Origin of the sequence: Bradyrhizobium sp. HKCCYLRH1034, from assembly GCF_051168375.1 — a bacterium.
Taxonomy (GTDB): Bacteria; Pseudomonadota; Alphaproteobacteria; order Rhizobiales; family Xanthobacteraceae; genus Bradyrhizobium.
In genome coordinates, this window is sequence record NZ_JBNPUW010000018.1 from 108,919 (window position 1) to 129,793 (window position 20,875).

At 65.8% G+C, this 20,875-nt stretch carries 15 protein-coding genes; 12 read left to right on the forward strand and 3 right to left on the reverse strand.

Going from position 1 to position 20,875, the window contains the following annotated elements; genetic code table 11:
* The 12 genes from ACQR0W_RS31000 to ACQR0W_RS31055 all read left to right on the forward strand — a co-directional run bounded on the left by ACQR0W_RS31000 (position 1) and on the right by ACQR0W_RS31055 (position 9,239).
* The gene (locus tag ACQR0W_RS31000) at positions 1-1,446 is read left to right on the forward strand and encodes an aldehyde dehydrogenase family protein (RefSeq protein WP_316170799.1); all 1,446 of its coding nucleotides are present in this window, start codon (positions 1-3) and stop codon (positions 1,444-1,446) included.
* Positions 1,446-2,060: an HD domain-containing protein gene (locus ACQR0W_RS31005; protein ID WP_315826583.1), complete on the forward strand. Its 615-nt coding sequence runs from the start codon at positions 1,446-1,448 to the stop codon at positions 2,058-2,060. The genes ACQR0W_RS31000 and ACQR0W_RS31005 overlap by 1 nt, the downstream gene beginning before the upstream one ends.
* Positions 2,057-2,818, forward strand: a complete 762-nt coding sequence (locus ACQR0W_RS31010) for an SDR family NAD(P)-dependent oxidoreductase (protein WP_315826582.1) — start codon at positions 2,057-2,059, stop codon at positions 2,816-2,818. Before ACQR0W_RS31005 ends, ACQR0W_RS31010 begins: the two co-directional genes overlap by 4 nt.
* A 16-nt stretch (positions 2,819-2,834) precedes the next feature.
* The gene (locus ACQR0W_RS31015; RefSeq protein WP_315826581.1) at positions 2,835-3,158 is read left to right on the forward strand and encodes a 2Fe-2S iron-sulfur cluster-binding protein; all 324 of its coding nucleotides are present in this window, start codon (positions 2,835-2,837) and stop codon (positions 3,156-3,158) included.
* 427 nt (positions 3,159-3,585) lie between these two features.
* Positions 3,586-5,070 (forward strand): aromatic/alkene/methane monooxygenase hydroxylase/oxygenase subunit alpha, encoded by a 1,485-nt coding sequence (locus ACQR0W_RS31020; RefSeq protein WP_315751472.1) that lies wholly within the window; start codon positions 3,586-3,588, stop codon positions 5,068-5,070.
* Between the two features lie 90 nt (positions 5,071-5,160).
* Positions 5,161-5,406, forward strand: coding sequence for a toluene-4-monooxygenase system B family protein (locus ACQR0W_RS31025; protein WP_315716251.1), 246 nt, complete (start codon positions 5,161-5,163; stop codon positions 5,404-5,406).
* Positions 5,399-5,779 carry a Rieske 2Fe-2S domain-containing protein gene (locus tag ACQR0W_RS31030; protein ID WP_315826578.1) on the forward strand — a complete coding sequence of 127 codons (381 nt, stop codon included), beginning with the start codon at positions 5,399-5,401 and terminating at the stop codon, positions 5,777-5,779. The genes ACQR0W_RS31025 and ACQR0W_RS31030 overlap by 8 nt, the downstream gene beginning before the upstream one ends.
* Positions 5,780-5,788: 9 nt before the next feature.
* A complete protein-coding gene (locus tag ACQR0W_RS31035; protein WP_315716254.1) occupies positions 5,789-6,088 on the forward strand; it encodes an MmoB/DmpM family protein in 300 nt (99 codons plus the stop codon).
* A gap of 21 nt (positions 6,089-6,109) precedes the next feature.
* Entirely contained in the window at positions 6,110-7,135 is a 1,026-nt protein-coding gene (locus ACQR0W_RS31040; protein ID WP_316175726.1) for a toluene hydroxylase, read from the forward strand.
* A gap of 57 nt (positions 7,136-7,192) precedes the next feature.
* Positions 7,193-8,182, forward strand: coding sequence for a 2Fe-2S iron-sulfur cluster binding domain-containing protein (locus ACQR0W_RS31045; RefSeq protein WP_316187184.1), 990 nt, complete (start codon positions 7,193-7,195; stop codon positions 8,180-8,182).
* A gap of 7 nt (positions 8,183-8,189) precedes the next feature.
* Positions 8,190-8,720 carry a luciferase family protein gene (locus ACQR0W_RS31050; protein WP_316187185.1) on the forward strand — a complete coding sequence of 177 codons (531 nt, stop codon included), beginning with the start codon at positions 8,190-8,192 and terminating at the stop codon, positions 8,718-8,720.
* Positions 8,721-8,741: 21 nt separating this feature from the next.
* On the forward strand, positions 8,742-9,239 hold the full coding sequence (locus tag ACQR0W_RS31055; protein ID WP_316187186.1) for a 2Fe-2S iron-sulfur cluster binding domain-containing protein: 498 nt from the start codon (positions 8,742-8,744) through the stop codon (positions 9,237-9,239).
* Between the two features lie 82 nt (positions 9,240-9,321).
* Here ACQR0W_RS31055 and ACQR0W_RS31060 read toward each other — a convergent pair whose 3' ends face one another.
* The 3 genes from ACQR0W_RS31060 to ACQR0W_RS31070 all read right to left on the reverse strand — a co-directional run bounded on the left by ACQR0W_RS31060 (position 9,322) and on the right by ACQR0W_RS31070 (position 20,846).
* A complete protein-coding gene (locus ACQR0W_RS31060; protein WP_316187199.1) occupies positions 9,322-12,426 on the reverse strand; it encodes a DEAD/DEAH box helicase in 3,105 nt (1,034 codons plus the stop codon).
* A gap of 874 nt (positions 12,427-13,300) precedes the next feature.
* The gene (locus ACQR0W_RS31065) at positions 13,301-15,184 is read right to left on the reverse strand and encodes a hypothetical protein (RefSeq protein WP_316187187.1); all 1,884 of its coding nucleotides are present in this window, start codon (positions 15,182-15,184) and stop codon (positions 13,301-13,303) included.
* On the reverse strand, positions 15,177-20,846 hold the full coding sequence (locus ACQR0W_RS31070) for a hypothetical protein (RefSeq protein ID WP_316187188.1): 5,670 nt from the start codon (positions 20,844-20,846) through the stop codon (positions 15,177-15,179). Before ACQR0W_RS31070 ends, ACQR0W_RS31065 begins: the two co-directional genes overlap by 8 nt.
* Positions 20,847-20,875 lie beyond the last annotated feature (29 nt).

Consider the following 20,875-nt stretch of genomic DNA (forward strand, 5'->3'; position numbering starts at 1 on the left):
ATGGACATGTTCATCGATGGCCGCTGGGTTGCAGCCCAAAGCGGAGCGACCTTCGACGTTGTCGATCCGGCAACGGGCGAGACGGTCGACAGCGTCCCGGAGGCTGGGCGCGCGGATGTCGATGCCGCCATCAACGCAGCCGACATCGCATTCCAATCGTGGAAAACGACGCCCGTGGCAGAGCGCGCCCGCCTGCAGAGGAACGCGGCGCGGCTGATGCGCGAGAGTGCCGGTGAGCTCGGTCGCCTGCTGACCAGGGAGCTTGGCCGTCCGCTGGCGGGAGCCGTCAGCGAAATTCAGCGCTCGGCAGAACTGCTCGACGTCTATGCCGAGGAAGGCCTGCGCCTGCACGCCGAGATGCCGCTGACGGGTGTGGCCGGCGAAAAGATCGTCATCACACGCGAGCCGGTCGGCGTCGTGGTCGCGATCACGCCTTTCAACTATCCGGTGACGCTGCTCTGCTTCAAGCTCGGCGCCGCGCTGATGGCCGGTTGCACCGTCGTCGCCAAGCCCGCCGAGGACACGCCGCTGTCGACCTTGCGGCTCGCTGAACTCTTTCGGGCCGCTGGGTTTCCGGACGGCTGCTTCAATGCCGTGACCGGTCGCGGCCCTGACCTCGGCATGCAGATGATCGCGCATCCGACGCCGCGCAAGATTGCGTTCACCGGCGGCACCAGGGCCGGCAAGGCGATCGCTGCTGCTGCAGCCGGAACGATGAAGCGCGTCACCCTCGAGCTCGGCGGCCAGTGCCCGGCCATCGTCTGCGCCGACGCCGATATCGGCGCCGCCGCGGCTGCGATCGCCCGTCACGCCTTCGCCAATTCCGGCCAGTTCTGCTACCGCGTCAATCGCGTCTATGTCGAGCGCCCCATCTACGCGGCCTTTCTCGCTGCGCTCGCCGACAAGGTCGCGCAGCTCGACGTCGGCAACGGCCTGACCTCGGATTGCGCGCTGGGACCGCTCATCAACGAGAAGATCTACCGCAACAGCGAGCGGCAGATCGCCGATGCCCGTGCCAATGGCGCAACCGTGCTGACCGGCGGCGTCCGGTTGACGGGCGGGCTCTACGACAAGGGCTGGTTCCTGCCGCCGACCGTGATCGCCGATGCGCCCCCCTCCGCGCTCGTCATGACCGAGGAAACGTTCGGCCCCGTGCTTGGTGTCGCCCCGTTCGACGATCGCACCGAGGCGCTGCGGCTCGCGAATGCGACGGTCTATGGACTGGCCGCCTTCGTGTTCTCGCGCAACCTGGCGACAGGACTGACCCTGGCCGAGCGCCTCGAAGCGGGCTCCGTGTGGGTCAACGACATCCAGCGCTCGAACCAGCGCGCGCCGTTCGGCGGCATGAAGCAGAGCGGAATCGGCCGCGAGAAGGGCCGCTACGGCATCGAGGACTATCTCGAATACAAGACCATCTATCTCACCTACGACGCGGAGCTGCGCTGATGCATTTTCTGCGCGAACAGGATCTGCCGATCTGGCTCGCGGCGCGGCCGTGGCTGGACGTCCGCTCCAACGACGAGCATACGCTGATCTCCTATCGTCTCGGCCAGGCGCTGCTGCGGATCCATCCCGACGCGGACGCCGCCGTGGTGCTGCCGGCGATCCTCATGCACGACGTCGGCTGGAAGAAGTTCCCGCCCGAGCAGCTCGCCGCCGCCGTCGGCCCCAATCCCAGATATCCCGAGCTGCAACGTGCCCACGAGATCGAAGGCGTGAAGATCGCAGCCGAGGCGTTCGCACGGCTGGCGATCCCCGGGCTAAGAGTCGAGACCATCCTGGCGATCATCGACGGCCACGACACCCGAAAGACGGCGATCTCGCATGAGGATGCGCTGATGAAAGACGCCGACAAGCTGTGGCGCTTCACCGGCCATGGGGTCGCGACGATCGGCGGCTGGTTCGATACGCCGCCGAAGGAGACGCTCGCGATGCTGGAAAGCTTCGTGCTGCCGTCGATGCTGACCGAGGCCGGCACCACCATGGCCCGGGCGCTGATCGCCGAGGGCACGGCGTCTGCGTTCATGGCGGATCTGCTGCACATCGAGGTTGCCACATGAGTCCGATCCAACTGCAAGGCAAGCGCGTCATCGTCACCGGCGCGGCCGGCGGGCTGGGCCGCGGATTCGCGCTCGCCTTTGCTGCGGCCGGTGCCGAGGTCGTCGCCGCCGACATCCGTCTCGGCGGCGCCGACGACACCGCGCGGCTGATCCGCGACCGCGGCGGCAAGGCGCACGCGGCGGAGGTCGACGTCGCGAACGAGACGTCCACCGCGGCGCTGGCGCAATTCGCGCTGGCGCGCATGAGCGGCCTCGACGTGCTGGTCAACAATGCCGCGATCTATGCCGGGCTCGAACGCCGCGGCTTCGAGGCAATCCCGGAGGCCGAGTGGGACCGGGTGATGCGCGTCAACATCAAGGGCGTGTGGATGATGAGCAAGGCGGCCGCGCCACTGCTGCGACGCGCCGGCGGTGGCGCGATCGTCAACGTCTCGTCGGCCACCGTCATGAGCGGCTCGCCGATGTGGCTGCACTACGTCTCGTCGAAAGGCGCCGTCATTGCGATGACGCGTGCGCTGGCGCGCGAGCTCGGCGACGACAAGATCACGGTCAACGTCATCGCGCCCGGCTTCACGCTCACCGAGGCCAGCCTCGGCCTGATGGAGAACGCCGCCGAATATGGCGTGTCCCGCGGAGCCCTGAAGCGCGCGGCCGACGTCGACGACATGGTCGGCGGCGCGCTGTTCTTCGCGTCGGCGGCCGCGGCCTTCATCACCGGTCAGACCCTGATCATCGACGGCGGCCGGCAGTTCATCTAGGGACACGCAACGACCCATGCCCAGAATCACCTTCATCGAGACGGACGGCACCGTGCGCCTTGTCGAGGCCGAGCCCGGCGAGAGCGCCATGCAGGCGGCGAAGCGCAATGGTGTCGATGGCATCATCGGCGAATGCGGCGGGTCCTGCATCTGCGCCACGTGCCATTGCCACGTCGACAAGGCATGGCTGGAGCGCGTCGGCCCCGCCGGCGACATCGAGGTCGACCTGCTCGAATTCGAGGCCGCCGACGTGCGCCCGGAGAGCCGCCTCGCGTGCCAGATCTCGATCACCGACGCGCTCGACGGTCTGGTGCTGCAGGTCGTCGGCCTCAGCCGCTGAACGGCCGGAGGGTTGCACCGGTCTTTGATCACGCCGCACGCATCATCGGCGGTGGGACGATGACGGGCATCGAGCTGCTCGCTTGAACAGATCGACCCGCTTGGTCGATACGGCCGCGCCGATCCTCGCCGCCGCTTTCCCTTCGCATCGCATCATCTCGTCGCTTGCGCAGCAGCAGGAATGCGGTCGACTACGCTCACAATCGCGCCCGAATACGCCCGATGTTCATGCGCACCCGCGGCCTAAAGAAAAACCAAAGAATGCGGCCTACACTGGATCCTACAACATCGCGCGACGATCTATCAGGTCTAACCGCCTGACTCGTACGCCATCGCCACGAGCCGCACAACGTTCGCCCGTTCAAGGGCGGCAGCGGACCGCAACGAAGAGCAACGAACGCGATCACAGAGCTCGGGAGGAGCAACGCATGCCGAAGCTGCAGCGGCGGGACTATTACGACACGGCCCGCGACATGAACTGGGCCTTCTCCTACGTCAGCGAGGAGGAGGTCTTTCCCGAGGAGCTGTCCAAGAGCTTCGGCATCCATGGCGAGCAGTGGTGGGGCTGGGACGAGCCGTACAAGCTGACCTATCGCGAGTACGTCCATAACCAGGCCGGCAAGGACGACGGCATCTACTCGATCCGCTCGACGATTGCGCGCTCCAATTTGTATGACAATCTCGATGCCGGCTGGAAGTCGGCGATCAAGGCGCATTACGGCGCCATTCCGGTTCCGGAATATTTCGCCTCGATCGGCGAGGCGCGCATGGCCCGGTTCGGCCGCGCTGCTGCCTGGCGCAACATGGCCACCTTCGGCACCCTCGACGAATGCCGCCACGGCCAGGCGCAGATCTACTTCCCCTATTGCCTGCTCGGAAAGGACCCGCAATTCGACTGGGCCCACAAGGCGATGCACACCAACGAGTGGGGCGTGATCGCGGCGCGCAGCCTGTTCGACGACATGTTCACCGCCAATGATGCGGTGTCGACGGCGATCCAGCTGACCTTCACCTTCGAGACCGGCTTCACCAACCTGCAGTTCCTCGGCATGGCCTCGGATGCGCTGCATGTCGGCGACATCGAGTTCGGTGCGCTGATTTCCTCGATCCAGACCGACGAGGCGCGGCATTCGCAGCAGGGCGAGCCGACCTTGAAGATCATGATCAACAACGGCAAGAAGGCCGAGGCACAGAACATGGTCGACCAGATGTTCTGGCGGTCGTGGAAGCTGTTCGCGCTGCTGACCGGCATCTCCATGGACTACTACACGCCACTGGAAAGCCGGACGATGTCGTTCAAGGAGTTCATGCAGGACTGGATCTGCCGGCAGTTCATGGACCAGTTCAAGGACCTCGGCATGAACGTGCCATGGTACTGGGAAAAGCACTTCCTGCCCGAGCTCGACTGGGTCCATCACGCCTATCACATGGGCGTCTGGTTCTGGCGGCCGACGGTGTGGTGGAATCCCGACGCGGGCGTGTCCGCGGCCGAGCGCGACTGGCTCGAGCAGAAATATCCCGGCTGGAACGATCGCTTCGGCAAGCTGTGGGACGTGATCGGCGACAATGTCCGCACCGGCCAGATCGAGAAGACCTATCCGGCGACGCTGCCCGTCGTCTGCAACTGCTGCCACATTCCGATCTGCAGCCCGAGCATCGGCAAGGCGCCGCGGATCACCACGCACAATGGTCGCAAGCTGAACTTCTGCTGCGAAGTCTGCGAATGGGTGTGGAAGAGCCAGCCCGAGCGCTACGACACCCATCTCTCGATCGTCGACCGATTCCTGGCCGGACACATCCAGCCGCCGACCCTCGAAGGCGCGCTGCAATATATGGGCATCACGCCCGATGTCGCCGGCAATGACGCGCAGAGCTACGCCTGGAATGGCGCGTCTCGCCTCGCGGCCGAATGATCCGCCCAGCATGAATTGACAGGCGCCGCTTACGAGCGACGCCCCCACCCGACACGATCACAGATATAACAACAAATCTGGGAGGTAAGCGTGGCCCTGTTCCCGCTCCAAGCCAACTTCCGCGGCGACTTCGTCGTCCTGCTGATCCCCGTCGACGACGGCGATAGCATGAGCATCGTGGCCGACAAGGTCGCCCAGCACGCGGTCGGACTGCGCGTCGCCGAGAAGAACGCGTCGAAATGCGTCTACTACAACGGCCGCGAGCTGCCGTCCGCGATGACGGTGGCGCAGTCCGGAATCCAGCCGATGGATTGGATCGAGGTGGCCTATGTCTGACGATGCCGACGTGACGTGGAGGCAGGTCGCGACCTTGGACGACCTTTGGGAAGGTGATTTCATCGGCGTCGAGGTCGACGGCGAGGAAGTGATCGTGATGCACCTTCCTGGCGGCGAGTTGCGTTGCTTCCAGGGCATGTGCCCGCACCAGGAGATCCTGCTGGCGGACGGCAAGGTCGATTTCGAAGCCGGCACCATCACCTGCTCGGCCCATGAGTGGGAGTTCAGCATGGATGACGGCCGCGGCCTCAACCCGCGCGACTGCCGCCTCTTCCGCTACGCGGTGAAGAAGGACGGCGAAGCGATTCTGGTCGGCGTGCCCAACGACGGACGGCTGCGCCGCCTCCGCCACAAGACCGAGCAGGACGCATAGGACAAGCCCATGACCACGACAGCAGCACCGAAACTGGTCGGCCCCGTCATCAGGGGCGTCGACGAGGACATCATCGACGCCGTGATCGCGGCGAGCGAGCAGGACAATCCGGACGTCGAGATCGTAATCGAGGACCGCGGCGGCTATGTCCGCGTCCAGGCCGACCGGAATTTCCGCCTGACGCAGAAGAGCATGCAGGCGGCGCTGGGGCGGCCATTCCGGCTCGCCGAGATCGAGCCGAGCCTGGTGTCGTTCGGCGGACGGCTCGAGTCGATGGACGACGAATGGGTCTGGACCATCCACACATAACAAATTCCGGGAGGATACGTCATGACCGCGATGACCGCGAAGTCGGCTGCGCGCAAGCAGAAGAAGACCTGGAGCCTGTGGACCGAGCGCCGGCTGCCGTCGGAATACGAGGCCGTCACCTACAAGTTCCACAGCCACTTCCGCCGCGCGCCGGCACCGTTCGAGCTGTCCGAGAACTGGTCGATCAACCAGTTCTATCTCAGGAATCGCGAAGGCTCGAGGCTCACGCTGGACGATTGGGAGGGCTATCGCGATCCCCTCACCTACACCTATCGCCGCTATGTCACTGACCAGAAGGATCGCGAGGTCTATTGCGACAACCTGATCGACGAGTTCGAGCGCCAGGACAGCTATCGCAAGCTGTCTGCGCCGTGGCTCGACTTCCTCGGCCAGGCCTATCTGCCGGTGCGTTTCCCGGGACACGCGATGCAGATGAGCGCGGCCTATGTCGCGCAGATGGCGCCGTCGGCGTTCGTGACCAACACCCTCTACTTCCAGATGGGCAACGAGATGCGGCGGGTGCAGCGCCAGGCCTATCTGGCCAAGGCGCTCGCGCTCGACACCGGCCGCCCGGAGCTCGCCGACAGCAACATTGCCCGTACCGTCTGGACGCAGGCGCCGCAATGGCAGGGCCTGCGCGAGCTGATCGAGAAGCAGCTGATCGCCTACGATTGGGGCGAAGCGTTCGTCTCCCGCAATCTGGTGCTGCGGCCGATCTTCGATCACGCCTTCAACCGCGAGATCGCCGATCTGGCGCGCACGAACGACGACGACCTGCTGGCGCTGCTGCACGACGACTTCCGCAACTACGACGAAGCCTATGCGGTCGAGACCACCAAGACCCTGGTGCGCTACGCCACCGGCAAGGTCCCGGAGCACGCGGTTCTGCTGCGGGAGTGGGTCGCGAAGTGGATGCCGCTCGGCGAACGCGCCGCGCGCGGCCTCAGCGAGGCACTTTCGACCGCGCCCGGCGCCGACGATGCACGGGCGATCCTGGAGCGGACCATGACGGCCCAGGCGAGGCTGATCGCGGATTGCGGCTTGTAGTCTGGCAGACGCGGTCGGCGTGCTGCGCCGACCGCCCAAGCCGAAAGGATGGCGTGGATGACCCGGCAACTCCGCATCGAGCCCGACGGTGTCGCGATCGACGCGGCCGGCCATGACACCATCCTTCAGGCAGCGCGACGCGGGGGCATCGCGCTGCCTTACGAATGCGGCTGGGGCAGTTGCGGTGCCTGCAAGGTGACGCTCATCGATGGGCAGGTCGATCTGATCTTTCCCGGCGCGCCGGCGGTCAATCCGCGCGACGCACGACGCAACCGCATCCTGGCCTGTCAGTCCCGCGCGATCTCGGACGTCACGATCGCCCGCGGTCCCGGCGACTGGTCCGCGCCGACGCCGCGATGCGTCGAGCAACAGGCGATCCTGCGCGGCATCGACGATCTCGCGCCGGAGATCCGCCAATTCAGCTTCGAGACGGCCGAGCCGATCGACTTCCGGCCGGGGCAGTATGCGATACTGCATCTCGGCAACGGGCTGCGGCGCTGCTACTCGATGTGCAACCTGCCGGGCAGCACCATCCTGCAGTTCATTGCGAAGCGCTACGATGGCGGCACAGGCAGCAACGCGCTCGCGGCGTTGGCTCCGGGGACGCGCATCACCATCGAGGCGCCGTTCGGCGTCTGCACGCTGCGTCGACAGCCGGGCCGCAAGGTGTTCGTGGCAGGGGGCACCGGCATCGCGCCGATCCTGGCGATGCTGCGCGAGGCCGCGGATGCGCGCCTCGATTTCGGATCGCCCGCGGACGTCATCTACGGCGCCCGTACATCGGCGGATCTCGCCGCTGATGACATGCTCGAGACGACGATCGCGCGCATTCCCCAGGGGCGCTACCTGCCCGTGGTCGAGCACGCGCCGTCCGGCTGGCCGCATGCGACCGGCTTCGTCACCGATGTCCTCCAGGGCGCAGTCCTGGATCCCGCGGCGGCCGAGTTCTACGTCGCCGGCCCGCCGGTCATGGTGAACGCGGTCAGATCGCTGCTGCGCGCCGCCGATGTTCCGATCACGCAGGTTCATTATGACAGCTTCGGCTAGAGCAGGCGTGCGCGGTGCTGCACCCATCTGGACGATGGCGCCGGGGCTGCGCCGTCTCGCCACACGTCCCGGCGGTGCGCCGCGGCTCGCACCGACATGGCCTTGCCACCAGCTCGGCGACACCTCGCCCGCCGGATACGCCGCACAGCTCGTGTCCTGCGCCTGCGCGCTGGCTGGCGTCGAAGAGGTGCCGGCGCCGATGAACGCCGCAGGCCGCGCCTTCGCGCTCGATGACATCCATGCCATGGGCCAGCCGGAGGCCTTCGTGTTCGCGCCGGTGTGGCTCATCGTTCGCCCCGACGGGTCGCTGCACCTGACCTTGCGGCCGGAATGGGCGCAGAAGGTGGCGGCCAAGGGCTGGGGCACGGTGCATCCGTTCGCACGCTACATGGCCGGCGCCGTGCCGCCGCAGAGCCTCGTGGTCTACGCGCCGCGCGATCAAAGCGAGCTGGCGGTTGCTGCGCGGATCATCGCGGCCGCGCACTGCTACGCGAGCGGCCGCATCGGCGACGTCGCATTGCCCGACAGCCGGTGGTGAGCGATGACGGAGCTCTCGGCCATGACCAATGAAGGCGACATCAGGCGGTTTCGCATACGGCTGGAACGTCCGGAGGGGACGTTCACATTCGACGCCATATCTGACGAATATCTGCTGTACAGCATGATCGACGCCGGCATCGAGACGCCCTACATCTGCGAGCAGGGCTGGTGCCTCGCATGCGCCGCGCGCTTGGTGTCGGGCAACGTCGACCGCTCCGATGCGCTGACGGTTTACCCTCAGGACGCTGAAGCCGGCTTTCTGCTGCTGTGTTCGACCAAGCCCTGCTCGGATCTGGTCCTGATGCTCGACGAGCGCCAGACCCGACGGGACATGATGCAACACCGGATCGAGCACAATCAGTTGGCGCGAGCCTATCCGCCCGGCGCACGGCTCCGGTTTCGCCGCGGACGCGCTAAGGCGCGAGTCGACGCGTGCACCCGTTCAGCAACAGGGACTCGAACAGATGAGCCGGCGACATCCGCTCAGATGGGGCTGATTGGATCAAAACCCAAATAGCCTCGTTTCAAGCGCCTCGCTTTCATTTCGGGGCCCGAGGAGGTCACACAAGACCGCTTCAAGTTGAGTGGCGCATCCCTCGTCATTCGTCCAGCAGATCCAAGAACTGTTCGACCCGTCGTAAAGCAGGTTCATCGCTGCGCCCGGGATAGACGACGCGATCGCCCTCGCGCTGCAGTGACCGCGAGCGTAATTTACCGATCCTCCCTGCGAGCATCGTTGCAGCAATCGCATCCGGGCCGACATCGAGACGCATGATCCCCCGTTGCCTGCAACTTATCCTGAGCTTGGCGACAGCAAAGAAATTGCTGGCCTCGGATGGCAGCTTGCCGAATCGGCGGTGCGTTTCATCCTCGAGCTCCTCCAGCTCGTCATCACTCCGGCACCGAGCGGCTCGAGCGTAGATCTCCAGCCTGACCGCCTCCGATTGCACATGGCTCGAGGGAAGCAGCTCAGGAATGGGAAGATTCAACTCGGGGATCCAGAGGGCGGACATTCCATCGCGGTCTCCCTCCAGGGCAAGCGTAAGAAGGTGGCCGTAGAGCGTCGGTCCGAACACCTGCATGTGGCCGGATTGTCGATCGGAGCGCAGGTCGCCGCCGCCGCGGAGATCGAGGTCGCGAGCGCTGATCGCGAAGCCAGCGCCCGGACGGCTCAATTCCTCGAGAACGGAAAGCCGCTTTTCCGAGCGTTCGGAGCCACCTTCCGTCAGGAAATGTGCAAACGCCCGGATGCCGCCCCGTCCTACTCGCCCCCTGAGCTGATGCAATTGTGCCAGGCCGAATTTTTCGGGCCAGCACACAACGATGGTGTTCGCACGTGGGATATCGAGGCCACTTTCCACGATGTTGGTCGCAAGTAGTACATCGGCACGGCCTTCGACGAACCCCATCAACCTCTCGTCAATCTCGTCCGTTGGCATCTTGCCGTGAATGGCAATGATACGTAGTTCCGGCGCCAGCGCATGGATCCTGGCGAGCATGGGATCGAGATCCTGGATCCGCGGACAAACGACAAAACTCTGACCGTTACGTCTGTGCTCACGAACCAGCGCAGCGGCGATAGCGATGTCCGAAAGCGGTGCCACCTTGGTGGCAACCGGAACACGATGGACCGGCGGGGTTGCGATCACGCTGAGATCCCTCAAGCCCGTCAAGCCGGCCGCAAGTGTGCGGGGGATCGGCGTCGCACTCATCCAGAGCCGGTGGCCGTTCTTATTGAGGCCCGACAGCATGGCTTTCTCGGCAGCGCCGAAATGCTGCTCCTCGTCAATGATGATCAGGCCAAGTTCGGCAAATCTCACTTCCTTGGATGCGAGCGCGAGGGTCCCGACGACGACCCTGAGTTCTCCGCTCTTGAGGCGCTCCCTTACCTCCCGCGCTTCGGCGGTCGAGGCAACCCGCGACAGGTTTCCAACATCGATGCCAAGAGGCGCAAAGCGCTTGCGGAAGGTTTCGACATGCTGTCGTGCCAGCACTGTCGTCGGCACGACGATAGCGACCTGCTTTCCGGCCAGCACGGCGGCTGCCGCTGCGCGCAGCGCCACCTCGGTTTTGCCAAAGCCGACGTCTCCACAGACGATCCGGTCCATCGGGTGCCCCGATGCAAGATCATCCAGAACGTCGCGGATGGCCTTCGCCTGATCGGAGGTGGTGAAATAGGGAAACCGCGCGACGAACTTCTCATAGACAGCAGGGCGCGGCACGAGCTTCGGAGCCGGGCGCCGCCGGCGCTGACTCATCTGCTTGGCCAGCTCCTTTGCGACCACGTGAATCTCCGTCTCGGCAGCGGCTCGCCGCGGCCGCCACGAGCTGCCGTCGGCCTTGTCCAGCGAGGTGTCTCCGAGCTCAGCGGCGTACGGCCAGATCAGCGCCAATTCTGCGAGAGGAACGAGAACGGCGTCGTTTCCGGCAAATACCAACCTGACCATCTCGCGCGCCGAAAGATCTCCCGTGCCCATGGATCTCAGGCCGCCAAGGCGTGCGAGTCCACGTTGCAGATGAACGACCACGGATCCGAGTTCGGGGAGATCTCCCGAATCGAAGCCGGGCGTCCATGCCCAGTTCATCGGTTGCGGTTGGTGTGCCCTGCTGCCGAGCACGTCGGCAGCAGTGATGACCACGAGCGGCTTCTTTCCAGGAACGACAAAGCCCGCATCGAAGCCTGCCAACAATGCGGCCTGCTGCCTGCCCCTTGCGGTCGCGTGCGTCCAATCGGGCACGCATTCGGCCTTGATAGCGCTCATCCGGGCCATCACACGCAAATCAGCTTCGACCGCAGCGACGAAAAGCACACGTGCGCTTCCGCGCTGGGCTTCCTCGATAAATGCACGGAGCGCCTTCCGCGGAGAGGCTGCCTTGTAGAACTCTGGCGTCGCACGATACGGAGTGGTTGGCGGCAACACAGTGATCTTCCTGGCCGCCAGCTCCCATTCGCGTCGGCTGAGATAGGCACGGTCACGCTCACTGCGGGCGGCCGCATCCTCGATCGTGCTCAACCAGGTGTCGGCGTGCCTGGGCACGGTGCTGTCGGCGATCCATTTGGCGCGCGCACAATAGTCCAATAGGCTGGACCTTCTTCGAGCCCGGCCCGTGAACGCCAGCCGCTCGGACATCGGGTCAATCAGGAGTTCCTTCGTTTCGGAAATCACCTCCTGGTCTATCGGATTGATCGCTGCAATACGCCGGATTCTCCCTCCGGAATGCTCTATCCTAAAAGGTCCGAACGCGCCGGCCGGGAAGATCTCGAAGGTGTTGCCGTGAAACAAAACTCCACCGGGATAATCCGGACTGTCGTCCAGGTCGTACCCGAGAGCTTTCAGACGGGCCTCGAGGTCTTCCTCGGAAAAGACGGTCCCGGTCCGAAGGAGAAATCCGATACGAGACCAGTTCGCAGGCAACGGCAGGAGCTCCATTATGGCCTCCGCCGTCGCGATCAGCAGGATCGGCTTCTTTGCCCTGGCAAGGCGTCTCAAGACGGAGCTCCGCCGGCCCGCGATATCACGTGAAGGCTCAAGCTGATCGAACGGAAGCGTGTTCAAACGGGGATAGACGAGCACATCACAGGCCGGCTCGATAACTGGGATGATCGAACCCAACAGCTCGGCTCGGCTCTCATTTTCGGCGAGAAACACAAGTCCGCCCCGGCCCGAAGCGCGCCATTGCGCCGTAAGATACAGCGCCAACATGCCCAGCGGCGACGAGGAGGAAATGCCAGTCCGGATCGGAGCCTTCGTTGTTGCCGCAACAGATGTCTTCTTCCGCGGGGCGGCCTTTGGTGACGCGGAGCGCTTTGCTGATGTGTTCTTGCGCGGCGTTGAGCCACGGGGCGTACGAAGAGCAGTGGTCACTGAATTCTCGTGCTGAATTGACGAATGCGAGGCAAGCCTGCGAATCTTTGTCGAGCTTTAGCGGATTCGACGGATTCAAGGGATCCAAACTTCGGAGTGTCGATCACCGTTCTCCCCTTAAGTGCGACGGTGTCACCAACCAGCACCATCGTCGCGCTCCACGTGGCAGACTGGGGTGCCATGACAACCATGACGCAGAGATTCGTTCTTGAATGACCATGGTACGAGCGCCGTGATAAGCGTGATTACCGCCTTGGTGACTGGGCTGCACAGAATTCACGAGCCCGGCTGAGACGGCCTGCGGTGGGACTACCCATCACCAGGTTTGAGCAGAGCCTGCGGTTGCCCATGCTATAAGCGATCCCGCGTGATCTCTGCCCTTATGGCTAAGGGCTTCTGCCGAAGCTGCTGAAGCCGCAACGTACAATAACGCAGTAACCCTCGATTCGGCACAATCAAGGCGAACTTCTCCGCGCTCAATCTTGAACGCCGTTCCTCGTGCTCGCTCTCCGTTGCGCCTATGTCATGAAGGAAGCGCTGAGGTTGAGAACGGGTCTTCGGATATTCACACTTGCTGGCCGCTACGTAATCTTGGGGTGCCGGGCGTCTGCCGTCGCGTGAGAAATTGCCGACTTGGGAATGACGCGCGCCCGTTCACCCCTCCACCGCCGGCGGCCGCGCCACGCCATATCGACGGTGACGTTTCATGCGTTCATGCCTTCCGCTTCGGAAGGATCGCGTCGAAAGCAAGCTTGCTCGACCGCTCGCCGCGATCGGTCTCCTTGCGGATGCCGAGCCAGACGAAAGTGCGGCCGTTGTACCAGCGCGTGCGCTGGAAGCTCTGGGTGACACGAATGCCCGCGCGCGGCACCTCCTCCTCATGGAGATTGTAGCCCTGCTGCTGCGGGAGGTCGAGACCGTGGCGCAGCAGATCGGTGCGAGGTTCGACGCGCACCGGCGGATCCGGGTCACGGTCGATGACCCGCAGCATTGCGGCGCGACGCAGCTGGATCTCGCGGCTGTCGTTGTCGATGTGCACCGGGATGAATGGGATCCAGTTCTCCGGCATCTCGCTCATCAGCCGATAGCGGATCGCGGCGTCGTTCTCGATCGGCGGCGCAGGTGGTGGGTCCGGCGGCAGGCTCTCCTCCACCAGGCGACGGAAATAGCGGCGGGTGTCGAGCGCAGCGCTGCGCCCGCTCTTGCTGTCGCCCGAAGCCAACATCACCCGCGACTCGACACCCCACACCATGTTGGCCATCTCGTCGCGGAACAGTTCCACCGACTCCAGCGGCTCGCTCTCCTGGATCTTCGGCACGCTGGGCACGATGAACAGGCTGAGATCGGCGGGAATGTCGTCGCTCCCCTTCGTCGCCAGTGTAAACATCGACCAGCGTTGCCAATCGGCGTCCGTGCCCTTGCCCGCGGCTTCAACCCAGATCCGCTCGCCGAAGACGTTGGTCACGCTCATGCCGGCGACCCGGGTGATCGCCCCGGCCGGCACGGTGAACGGCATCAGGAACCAATCGTTGGCGTAGACGAGGCCGAATTCGATCAGCAGCAGCTTGTTGACGTCCGTCGTCTCCGGATCGATGTCGCCGAAATTCGTTCGTCCCTCCTCAAAGGTCCACCAGCGTGTGTTCGGCATCCCGTCGAACTGGATCGGCGCCGGGATGAACGACGCCGTAAAGGTCGTCTCGACGGCGGCCGGCGGCGGCGCGTCCGCGAGGTCACCGAGTCCTGCGCCGGAGGCGTCGACGTCGAAGTTGTACCAGTCGAGATGCCCCTGGAAGTATTCGTCGGCGACCACGAGCTTCTCGCCGCCCGCCTTGGGCGCCGACGCTGCAAAGGCGTATTCGAGGCGATCGGGCAGCCAGGCATCGGCGGCACCCGCGGCGGGCTGGTAGAACGCCTCCCGGTACCAGCCAAGGAATTCCGCCTCCGCCGTCTCGATCGCAGCGGCGCTGGCCGGATTGCCGAGCACGACGAGGTCGTGCGCGTGATTGCCGGGCGCGGCCGTCAGATGCTCGACGAGGTCGTAGCCGTCCATCGACCGTCCGGCCAGCGCCGCCATCGTCTGCCAGGCTTCGCGATGGGCGGCGACCGGCGCATCGGCCTTGAGCGCCGGATCTGGCATGGCGACCGGCAGCGCCGCGATGAATTGCTGGGCAAGCCCCGGCTCGATGCCGGCGACGAGCTTCAGCCAGCGCCGGCCCAGGGCGATGCGGAGATCGAACGCGATCTTCTGGCCGGCGAGACGGAACGGGATCGGCCGCCGCTCGACCTTGGCTTCGAGCGGCACGTCGTCGGCGAACGCTTCCGGCGGATTGCCGGCCGCGCGGTATTTCGTCAGTTCGGTGGTCTCGATGTGCACCTTGGCGACGACGGGCGAGCCGGCGTCGTCGCCCTGAAACTCGCCCATCTGCCACTGCTTCGTCAGCAGCCACAGCGGATCACGGACCTCGGCCTTGAGCGCGCGGTCGAAATCGTGCGTGCGTGGACGGCCCTCGAGCCTGTTCCACAACGTGATGGTGGGCAGCTTCACCTTGCCGGAGAACACGGCGGAGATGTTCTGAACCGCGACATAGTCAGCCATTGCCCGTCTCCGTCTCGGCGAGCACCGCGGCGAGGTTGTTGTTGAAAGCGAAGTTGAGCGAGGCCGTGATCGGATGGAAGGCCACGGCGGACACCAGCGCCGGCAGGAAGCGGGCATAGGCGGTCGTGTCGACGTGGTCGGGCTCGATCGCGCGCTTCTTGGCGAGGTCCATCGTCTCGCGTACCGTGTCGACGAGATCCTGCCACTGCCACGAGCCGACAAATTTCGGCGGCAGCGCCAGCAGCAGAGTCTGCGGCGGTTCGGCGTTTGGCCGGTCGAAGTGGAACGCCAGACCGGTATCCTCGGTCGGGCGCGGGATCACTTCGGTCCACTCGTCGAGCAACAGCCCGAGTTGCCGCCGCGCCGGATCGAAGCTTTCGGCGAAATGCGCGGTATAGAGCAGCTTGTCTTCGTCGATCACGAACGGCTTTCCGTCGGCATCGGTCTCCGGGAATTCGAGTCCGAGCCACGGCAACTCGGGGCGATGCGGAAATTGCAGCGCCTGCAGCGCGACGCCCGCCCCCGTGAACGCGTCGGCGAGATGCTGCGAAGCTTCCAGATCGTGCAGCTTCGACCGCACCCGCGCGACACCCGTGAACCAGTCGTCGAGCGGAAAGCGGCGTCCGATCGTCGTCTTGAGGAACCCGAGAATGGTCTCGTCCGCCTGCGCGCCCGGGCCCCAGGCGTTGCTCCATTCACCGGCCTGCGCCGCTGGCAGACCGAAATCCGGAACGATCTTGAAATCGTCGCCGAACAGCAGCTTCGCCGCCGCGGTCAACGCCTCGATCTTGTTCTTCGCCTCCGCCGCGGCATCGTATTGATCGAGCCGGGCCTGGATCGCCGGCAGACGCGTCGTCAGTTCGAGCGCGAGCGCGGCGGTGCGCTTCGCCATGTCCTCTGCGAGTGCGACGATCGCCGTGCGCTGTGCCGCGATGTCGATCGCCGCCGCGTCGAACGCGGCGTTCGCAGCCTTCGACGCCTCGATGCCGTCATGCAAGGCGGCGAGATCGGACGCATTGTCGTAGAGCGTGATCAGAACGGCGCGCTGTCCAACGAAGGCGGCGCGCTTGCCGCTCATGAGATCGTCGCGGAAATCGTCCGGCTGCGCCGGCAGAGGGTCGGTCGCCGTGGTCGCGATCAGCTTTTCGGCCACCCGCAGCGCCAGGAACTTCGCCGCGTCCGGCGCGCCGGAATCAGCGTCGTAGGCGAGTATGCGTGCGTCGAACTCGGCGAGTTGCCTGGTCCATCGAGCGATGTAGCCGGCGAGTACGGCGTGCAACTGGGAGAAGATCCACCGCCGGTCGGCGTAGACGGCACCGGTACCGGTCTGCAACGCCGCGAATGGACCGAGACCCTGCATCACCGATACGAAGCCGGTGATCGTCTGCTCGATCTCCGTGGCGATCTGGGCCTCCTGCTTGGCGTCGAGGCGGGCCTGCAGCGCCGTACGGAAGGCGTCGAGATCCGCAAGCCGCGCGGCGAGCAGATCGCGCGGCAGCGTTGCCCGCTCGCGCGCGAGCGCCGCGTCGAGATCGACCGCCTCGTTCGCCTCGCCGGCCATCGCCATGTCGCTCGCCTTGAGCGGACGTGAACGCAGTAGCAGGCTTCTGAGATGCCGCACCAACGCCGACAGTTCGAACAGCGGCACATGCCCGGCGATCGCCGCAATCCTCTCGCGGTAGGCGATCGTCAGCATTGCGTCCGGGCGCGGTGCATGGACGGCGATCACATGCGCTTCGATCAGATCGTCGAGCGCCTTGGCGGCTGGATCGTTGTCCGGATCGAGCAGATACAGCAGGTCGATCGGCAGCAGGCCGAGATCGGCCTGCGTCACGTTGTAGGTGACGGAGGAGAGATCGAGCGGGTCGGTGACCGTCACCGAGCAGGCGACCGCTGCCGGCGGCGGCAGAATGCCCGCGAGCCAGGCGTTGAGCGCGGGCTCCGCCTTCGCCCGCGGCGATGTCAGCGCGCCGTCGTTCGGGTCGAGCCCGGCCTTGAGATGCAGCGTCACCCGATGGGTCAGCGTCACCCCCGACCGCGGCGTGCGCACCACGTCGGGGGTCGCCGGGAATTTTCCCTTGGAGTAGGTGTCGAGCACGGCGCCGGCGCGGTCGTAATTGCCCTGCACCACCTGATGCACGCTCTCTGCCATCGCGAGGTCGGCGACCGCGTCGGCGATGTCGGCAATCCGCGCGGCCTCGGCGGTGATCGCCGCGGCCTGCTGCGGGCTCGCCGCCGGCAGGTCGGCATCGTGGCCGAACGGGTAGCTGCTCACGCCGCTGGTCTTGATGTGCTCGACCAAAGCAAGGCCGTCGATGACGTTGCGCGCCTCCACCCGGTTGATCCGCAGTCGCCGACCGAACGCGTCGAGCCGGCCGGTACGCGTCGGAGTCAGCCGGTCGCCGACCAGCGGGAACACCTTGCGGAGGTCGTAGATGAACCCGTCCACTTCGACGTCGTGGCGGTCGTGCAGGCCGCGCTCGAACTGGTAGCCGAGCAGCGCGCCGAGGCTCTGCTCGCCCTTCATTCCCTCGATGATCGACAGCGCGATGCGGACTCGTTCCGAGCTGAGATTGACGGCGAGGCTGCCGGGATTGTCGGGCGTGGCGTTGGACAGATAGCCGTTGCGCAGCACCGCGGCGGTCACCGCTTGGTTCAGCGACGGCGCGTGGATGTAGCCCTGGTTGCTGCGGTCGCGCATCAGCGGCGGCGCATCCGGATCGGCGAAGATCGCCGCGAGGTTTGCCGGCAGTTCGACCGCCGTCAGCTTCTTGAACTCCGGCTTGACGTTCTCGAGCCAGCCATAGGCGCCGAGATAGATCCCGGTCTTCGCCTCGCCGGCCGGTGCGCCCGGCTGGGCGGTCCCCCGGCCGGCACCGTGCGGATAGCGCATCCGTTCCAATTGGCGGCTCATGATGCCGCCGTACCAGGCGTCGAACCGGTAGGTGCAGAGGTCGAGATGCTCGGCGAACACCCGTTCCAGAACCGCTGTCGGGGACCTCTTCAGCCGTTCGAGCGCATCGAGCTGGCGCTTGAGATACGCGGTGGCGACCATCGAGGTCAGCACCGTCGGGATGAACTCGCCGACCGTCCTCAGTCCCGTTCCGGTGACCGCGGCGTCGCTGCGGTGGAGGTAGCGCCAGCGGCTGCCGCCGGCCGCAGCCGGCACGGCGAGGCTCGCCTCCTCGACCTGAAAGAACTTCGGCTCGCGCCGCGCCGCCTTCAACTCGGTCTCGCCGATCAGCCCGGCATTGAAGAACAGGCGGATGCTGGTCTCGACGAAGCTCAGGTCGAGCGCGTGATGCAGCATGAGATACAGCAGCGCGTTCGGGCGCTGGGTGAAGCCCTGCTGCAGCCGCAGCGCATCGTGGGAGGTCGCCGCAGCCTTGATCAGCCAGCCGATGTAGTTGTCGCCGCCGGCGGTGTAGGCGCGGATCTGCTCGGTCTCCGACAACGGACGGTCGTCGATCAGCGGGCCCTTGAGCTGGTTGGGCGCATTGAGAAAGAGTTTCTCGAGGATGTCCGGCACCTCGATCCCCTCGGGCGGCGTGTAGCCGAGCTGCTTCAGCAGATCGAGCCCGCTTCCGACATAGCCCGCGGCGAGCAGGAGCGCGACCAAGGCGCCGCCCGCCCCCTGCATCGCGAGGCGGTTGTACAGTTCCTTGAAGCTTTCGGCGAAGCGTTGCTGGAATTCCACCGATCCGGCGTGCAGGCCGAGGACATCGAGCAGTATCTGATGACGGTCGCCGCCCGGCTTGCCGATGTAGGACACCCGCGACATCAGCGGCTCGAGATCGGCCTCGACCTTGCGCAGCAACTGATACAACCGCGTCAGGAACCGCAATTCCGGATCGTCCGGCGCGTGCGCGGCCCCGACTGCGACGTTCGACCCCGCGAAGATCCACTGGATGCGCGAGCGCGGCGTCGCCGGCAGGATGCCGTAGGGCTGACGACCGACGCGGATCGTGGGCATCGGCCCGCGTGCCGACACGTGCCGGACGAAGAAGTCGCGGGTCCGCTCCACCGTCGAATCGTCGAAGACCGGATGGAGCATGCTCTCCATGAAGTAACCGAGCGTGGCCGGCCACAGTGCCGTGTTCATGGCGCGGGCGTCGTTGACGTCGTGGCGATGGTAGAAGGGGATCGCCGCCAGCGCGGCCGGATCGAGACCGAGCGTCGCGGCGAGGCAGCGTCCGTCTGTCCGCTCGAACCATCCGTCGGGGTCCAGGGGCGGAGTGCCGAAGTAGTGATCGAAGCTGACGTCGGACTCCTCGCGCCAGCTGTAGGCGGCGCCCTCGCCCTCGACGTTGTTGGTCGGCTGGCCCTGCGGCAGGATCGAGAACCCCGCCTTCGACTGATGATGATGGGCGAACAACTGCTCCAGCGCGACCCGGCCGGCGTCTGCATCGGCCCCGAGCCGCACACCGAGCACCATCAACTGATCGAAGCCACGGCGGAAGGCGGGCGGCGTTAGCGGCACCCGGAATCCCATGCCGATCTCGACGGCGCGGTCGAAGTTGCGCACCCATTCGAGCTCCGGACCGAACGTGATGTCGTCGCCGTCGTGCGCGACCGACGCGTCGTCCGTTCCGGTCGGCGACGGCGTGACCGGTAGCGGCGACGGAATCGGTTTTCCGAGTTGCTCGAGTTCGAGCGTTCCGCCGTTGTAACCGAGCAGGACGAGGCGATCAGGCACGATCCGGGCGGTCGCCGGCTGCGACCAGCCGGTCTCCCGCATCGGCGTGGCGTCCGCGGCGGGAAACTCCAGATACGCGGCGATGACCGTGGTGGTCGCGCGGTCCGCGCCCTCGGGCGGCGCGTCGGCGAGATTCCGCGGCCGGTACGCCTCACGGACCGCCGCGGCGCGCTCGGCGCCGAGCGCGTTGTCGAGCGCGGCGATCGCGTCCGTCTGCGCGGCCACGTCCGTGCCGGCGAGCCACAGCGCGATCCAGAATGCGCTGACCGCACCTCGCTCGGAATCGGCCAGCGGCGCGCTGGTCACCACCGTCAGGATCACGGTCGGCACGCCTTCCACCCTGGCCGGTCGCGCCGCCTCGTTGAGCGGACGATGAGTCTGGGTCACGTAGTAGGACCGCCCCGAGCCCTGTCCGCTCACGAGCGTTCGCCAGGCGGCCCGCTCCCCGGCGGGGTCGTGGTTCGCCCGCCAGACGTCGGCCCAATAGGCCTGGGCGCGCTTCACCTCGTCTTCCGACAACGCCTCCTCGAAGCTGTCGACGGCGATGTCGTCCGGATAAACCCGGACCCACAGCTCGTCGCGGTCGCCGCCGAATTCCGCCGCCTGCTTGAAGCGCGTTTCGATCCGCAGCGGCATCAGCAGGATCGGCGTCTGATCGGACAGCAGGCCGATGTTGCGGCGTGGGTCGCTGAAGTTCGCGAACAGCCCGCTATTGCGGACCACTTCGTCCTTCGCCGCCTTCAGCGCGCCGCCCAGCCGCTCGATCTCGGAGGCCGCCGCCTTGGTCTCCTTGTCGATCGCCGCCAGCGCCGGATCATCGGCGCCCTTGCTGACGCGCGCGGCCCGTGCGCGGTCGCGGATCAGCCGCGCGCGGGTGTGGCGAAGCCGGCCGATCTCGCGCGACGTCGCATCGGCCGCGGCGCGCGACGCTTCCAGCTCCTTGCGGATATCATCGAACTCGGACATTTCGCCTCCGCCGCCCCCTGTCGTGTCCG

Excerpts from the sequence above, each read along its gene's own strand:
- ACQR0W_RS31000 (WP_316170799.1), top strand. The coding sequence starts at position 1 with ATGGACATGTTCATCGATGGCCGCTGGGTTGCAGCCCAAAGCGGAGCG.
- ACQR0W_RS31005 (WP_315826583.1), top strand. The coding sequence starts at position 1,446 with ATGCATTTTCTGCGCGAACAGGATCTGCCGATCTGGCTCGCGGCGCGG.
- ACQR0W_RS31010 (WP_315826582.1), top strand. The coding sequence starts at position 2,057 with ATGAGTCCGATCCAACTGCAAGGCAAGCGCGTCATCGTCACCGGCGCG.
- ACQR0W_RS31015 (WP_315826581.1), top strand. The coding sequence starts at position 2,835 with ATGCCCAGAATCACCTTCATCGAGACGGACGGCACCGTGCGCCTTGTC.
- ACQR0W_RS31020 (WP_315751472.1), top strand. The coding sequence starts at position 3,586 with ATGCCGAAGCTGCAGCGGCGGGACTATTACGACACGGCCCGCGACATG.
- ACQR0W_RS31030 (WP_315826578.1), top strand. The coding sequence starts at position 5,399 with ATGTCTGACGATGCCGACGTGACGTGGAGGCAGGTCGCGACCTTGGAC.
- ACQR0W_RS31035 (WP_315716254.1), top strand. The coding sequence starts at position 5,789 with ATGACCACGACAGCAGCACCGAAACTGGTCGGCCCCGTCATCAGGGGC.
- ACQR0W_RS31040 (WP_316175726.1), top strand. The coding sequence starts at position 6,110 with ATGACCGCGATGACCGCGAAGTCGGCTGCGCGCAAGCAGAAGAAGACC.
- ACQR0W_RS31045 (WP_316187184.1), top strand. The coding sequence starts at position 7,193 with ATGACCCGGCAACTCCGCATCGAGCCCGACGGTGTCGCGATCGACGCG.
- ACQR0W_RS31055 (WP_316187186.1), top strand. The coding sequence starts at position 8,742 with ATGACCAATGAAGGCGACATCAGGCGGTTTCGCATACGGCTGGAACGT.
- ACQR0W_RS31060 (WP_316187199.1), bottom strand. The coding sequence starts at position 12,426 with ATGTTGGCGCTGTATCTTACGGCGCAATGGCGCGCTTCGGGCCGGGGC.
- ACQR0W_RS31065 (WP_316187187.1), bottom strand. The coding sequence starts at position 15,184 with ATGGCTGACTATGTCGCGGTTCAGAACATCTCCGCCGTGTTCTCCGGC.
- ACQR0W_RS31070 (WP_316187188.1), bottom strand. The coding sequence starts at position 20,846 with ATGTCCGAGTTCGATGATATCCGCAAGGAGCTGGAAGCGTCGCGCGCC.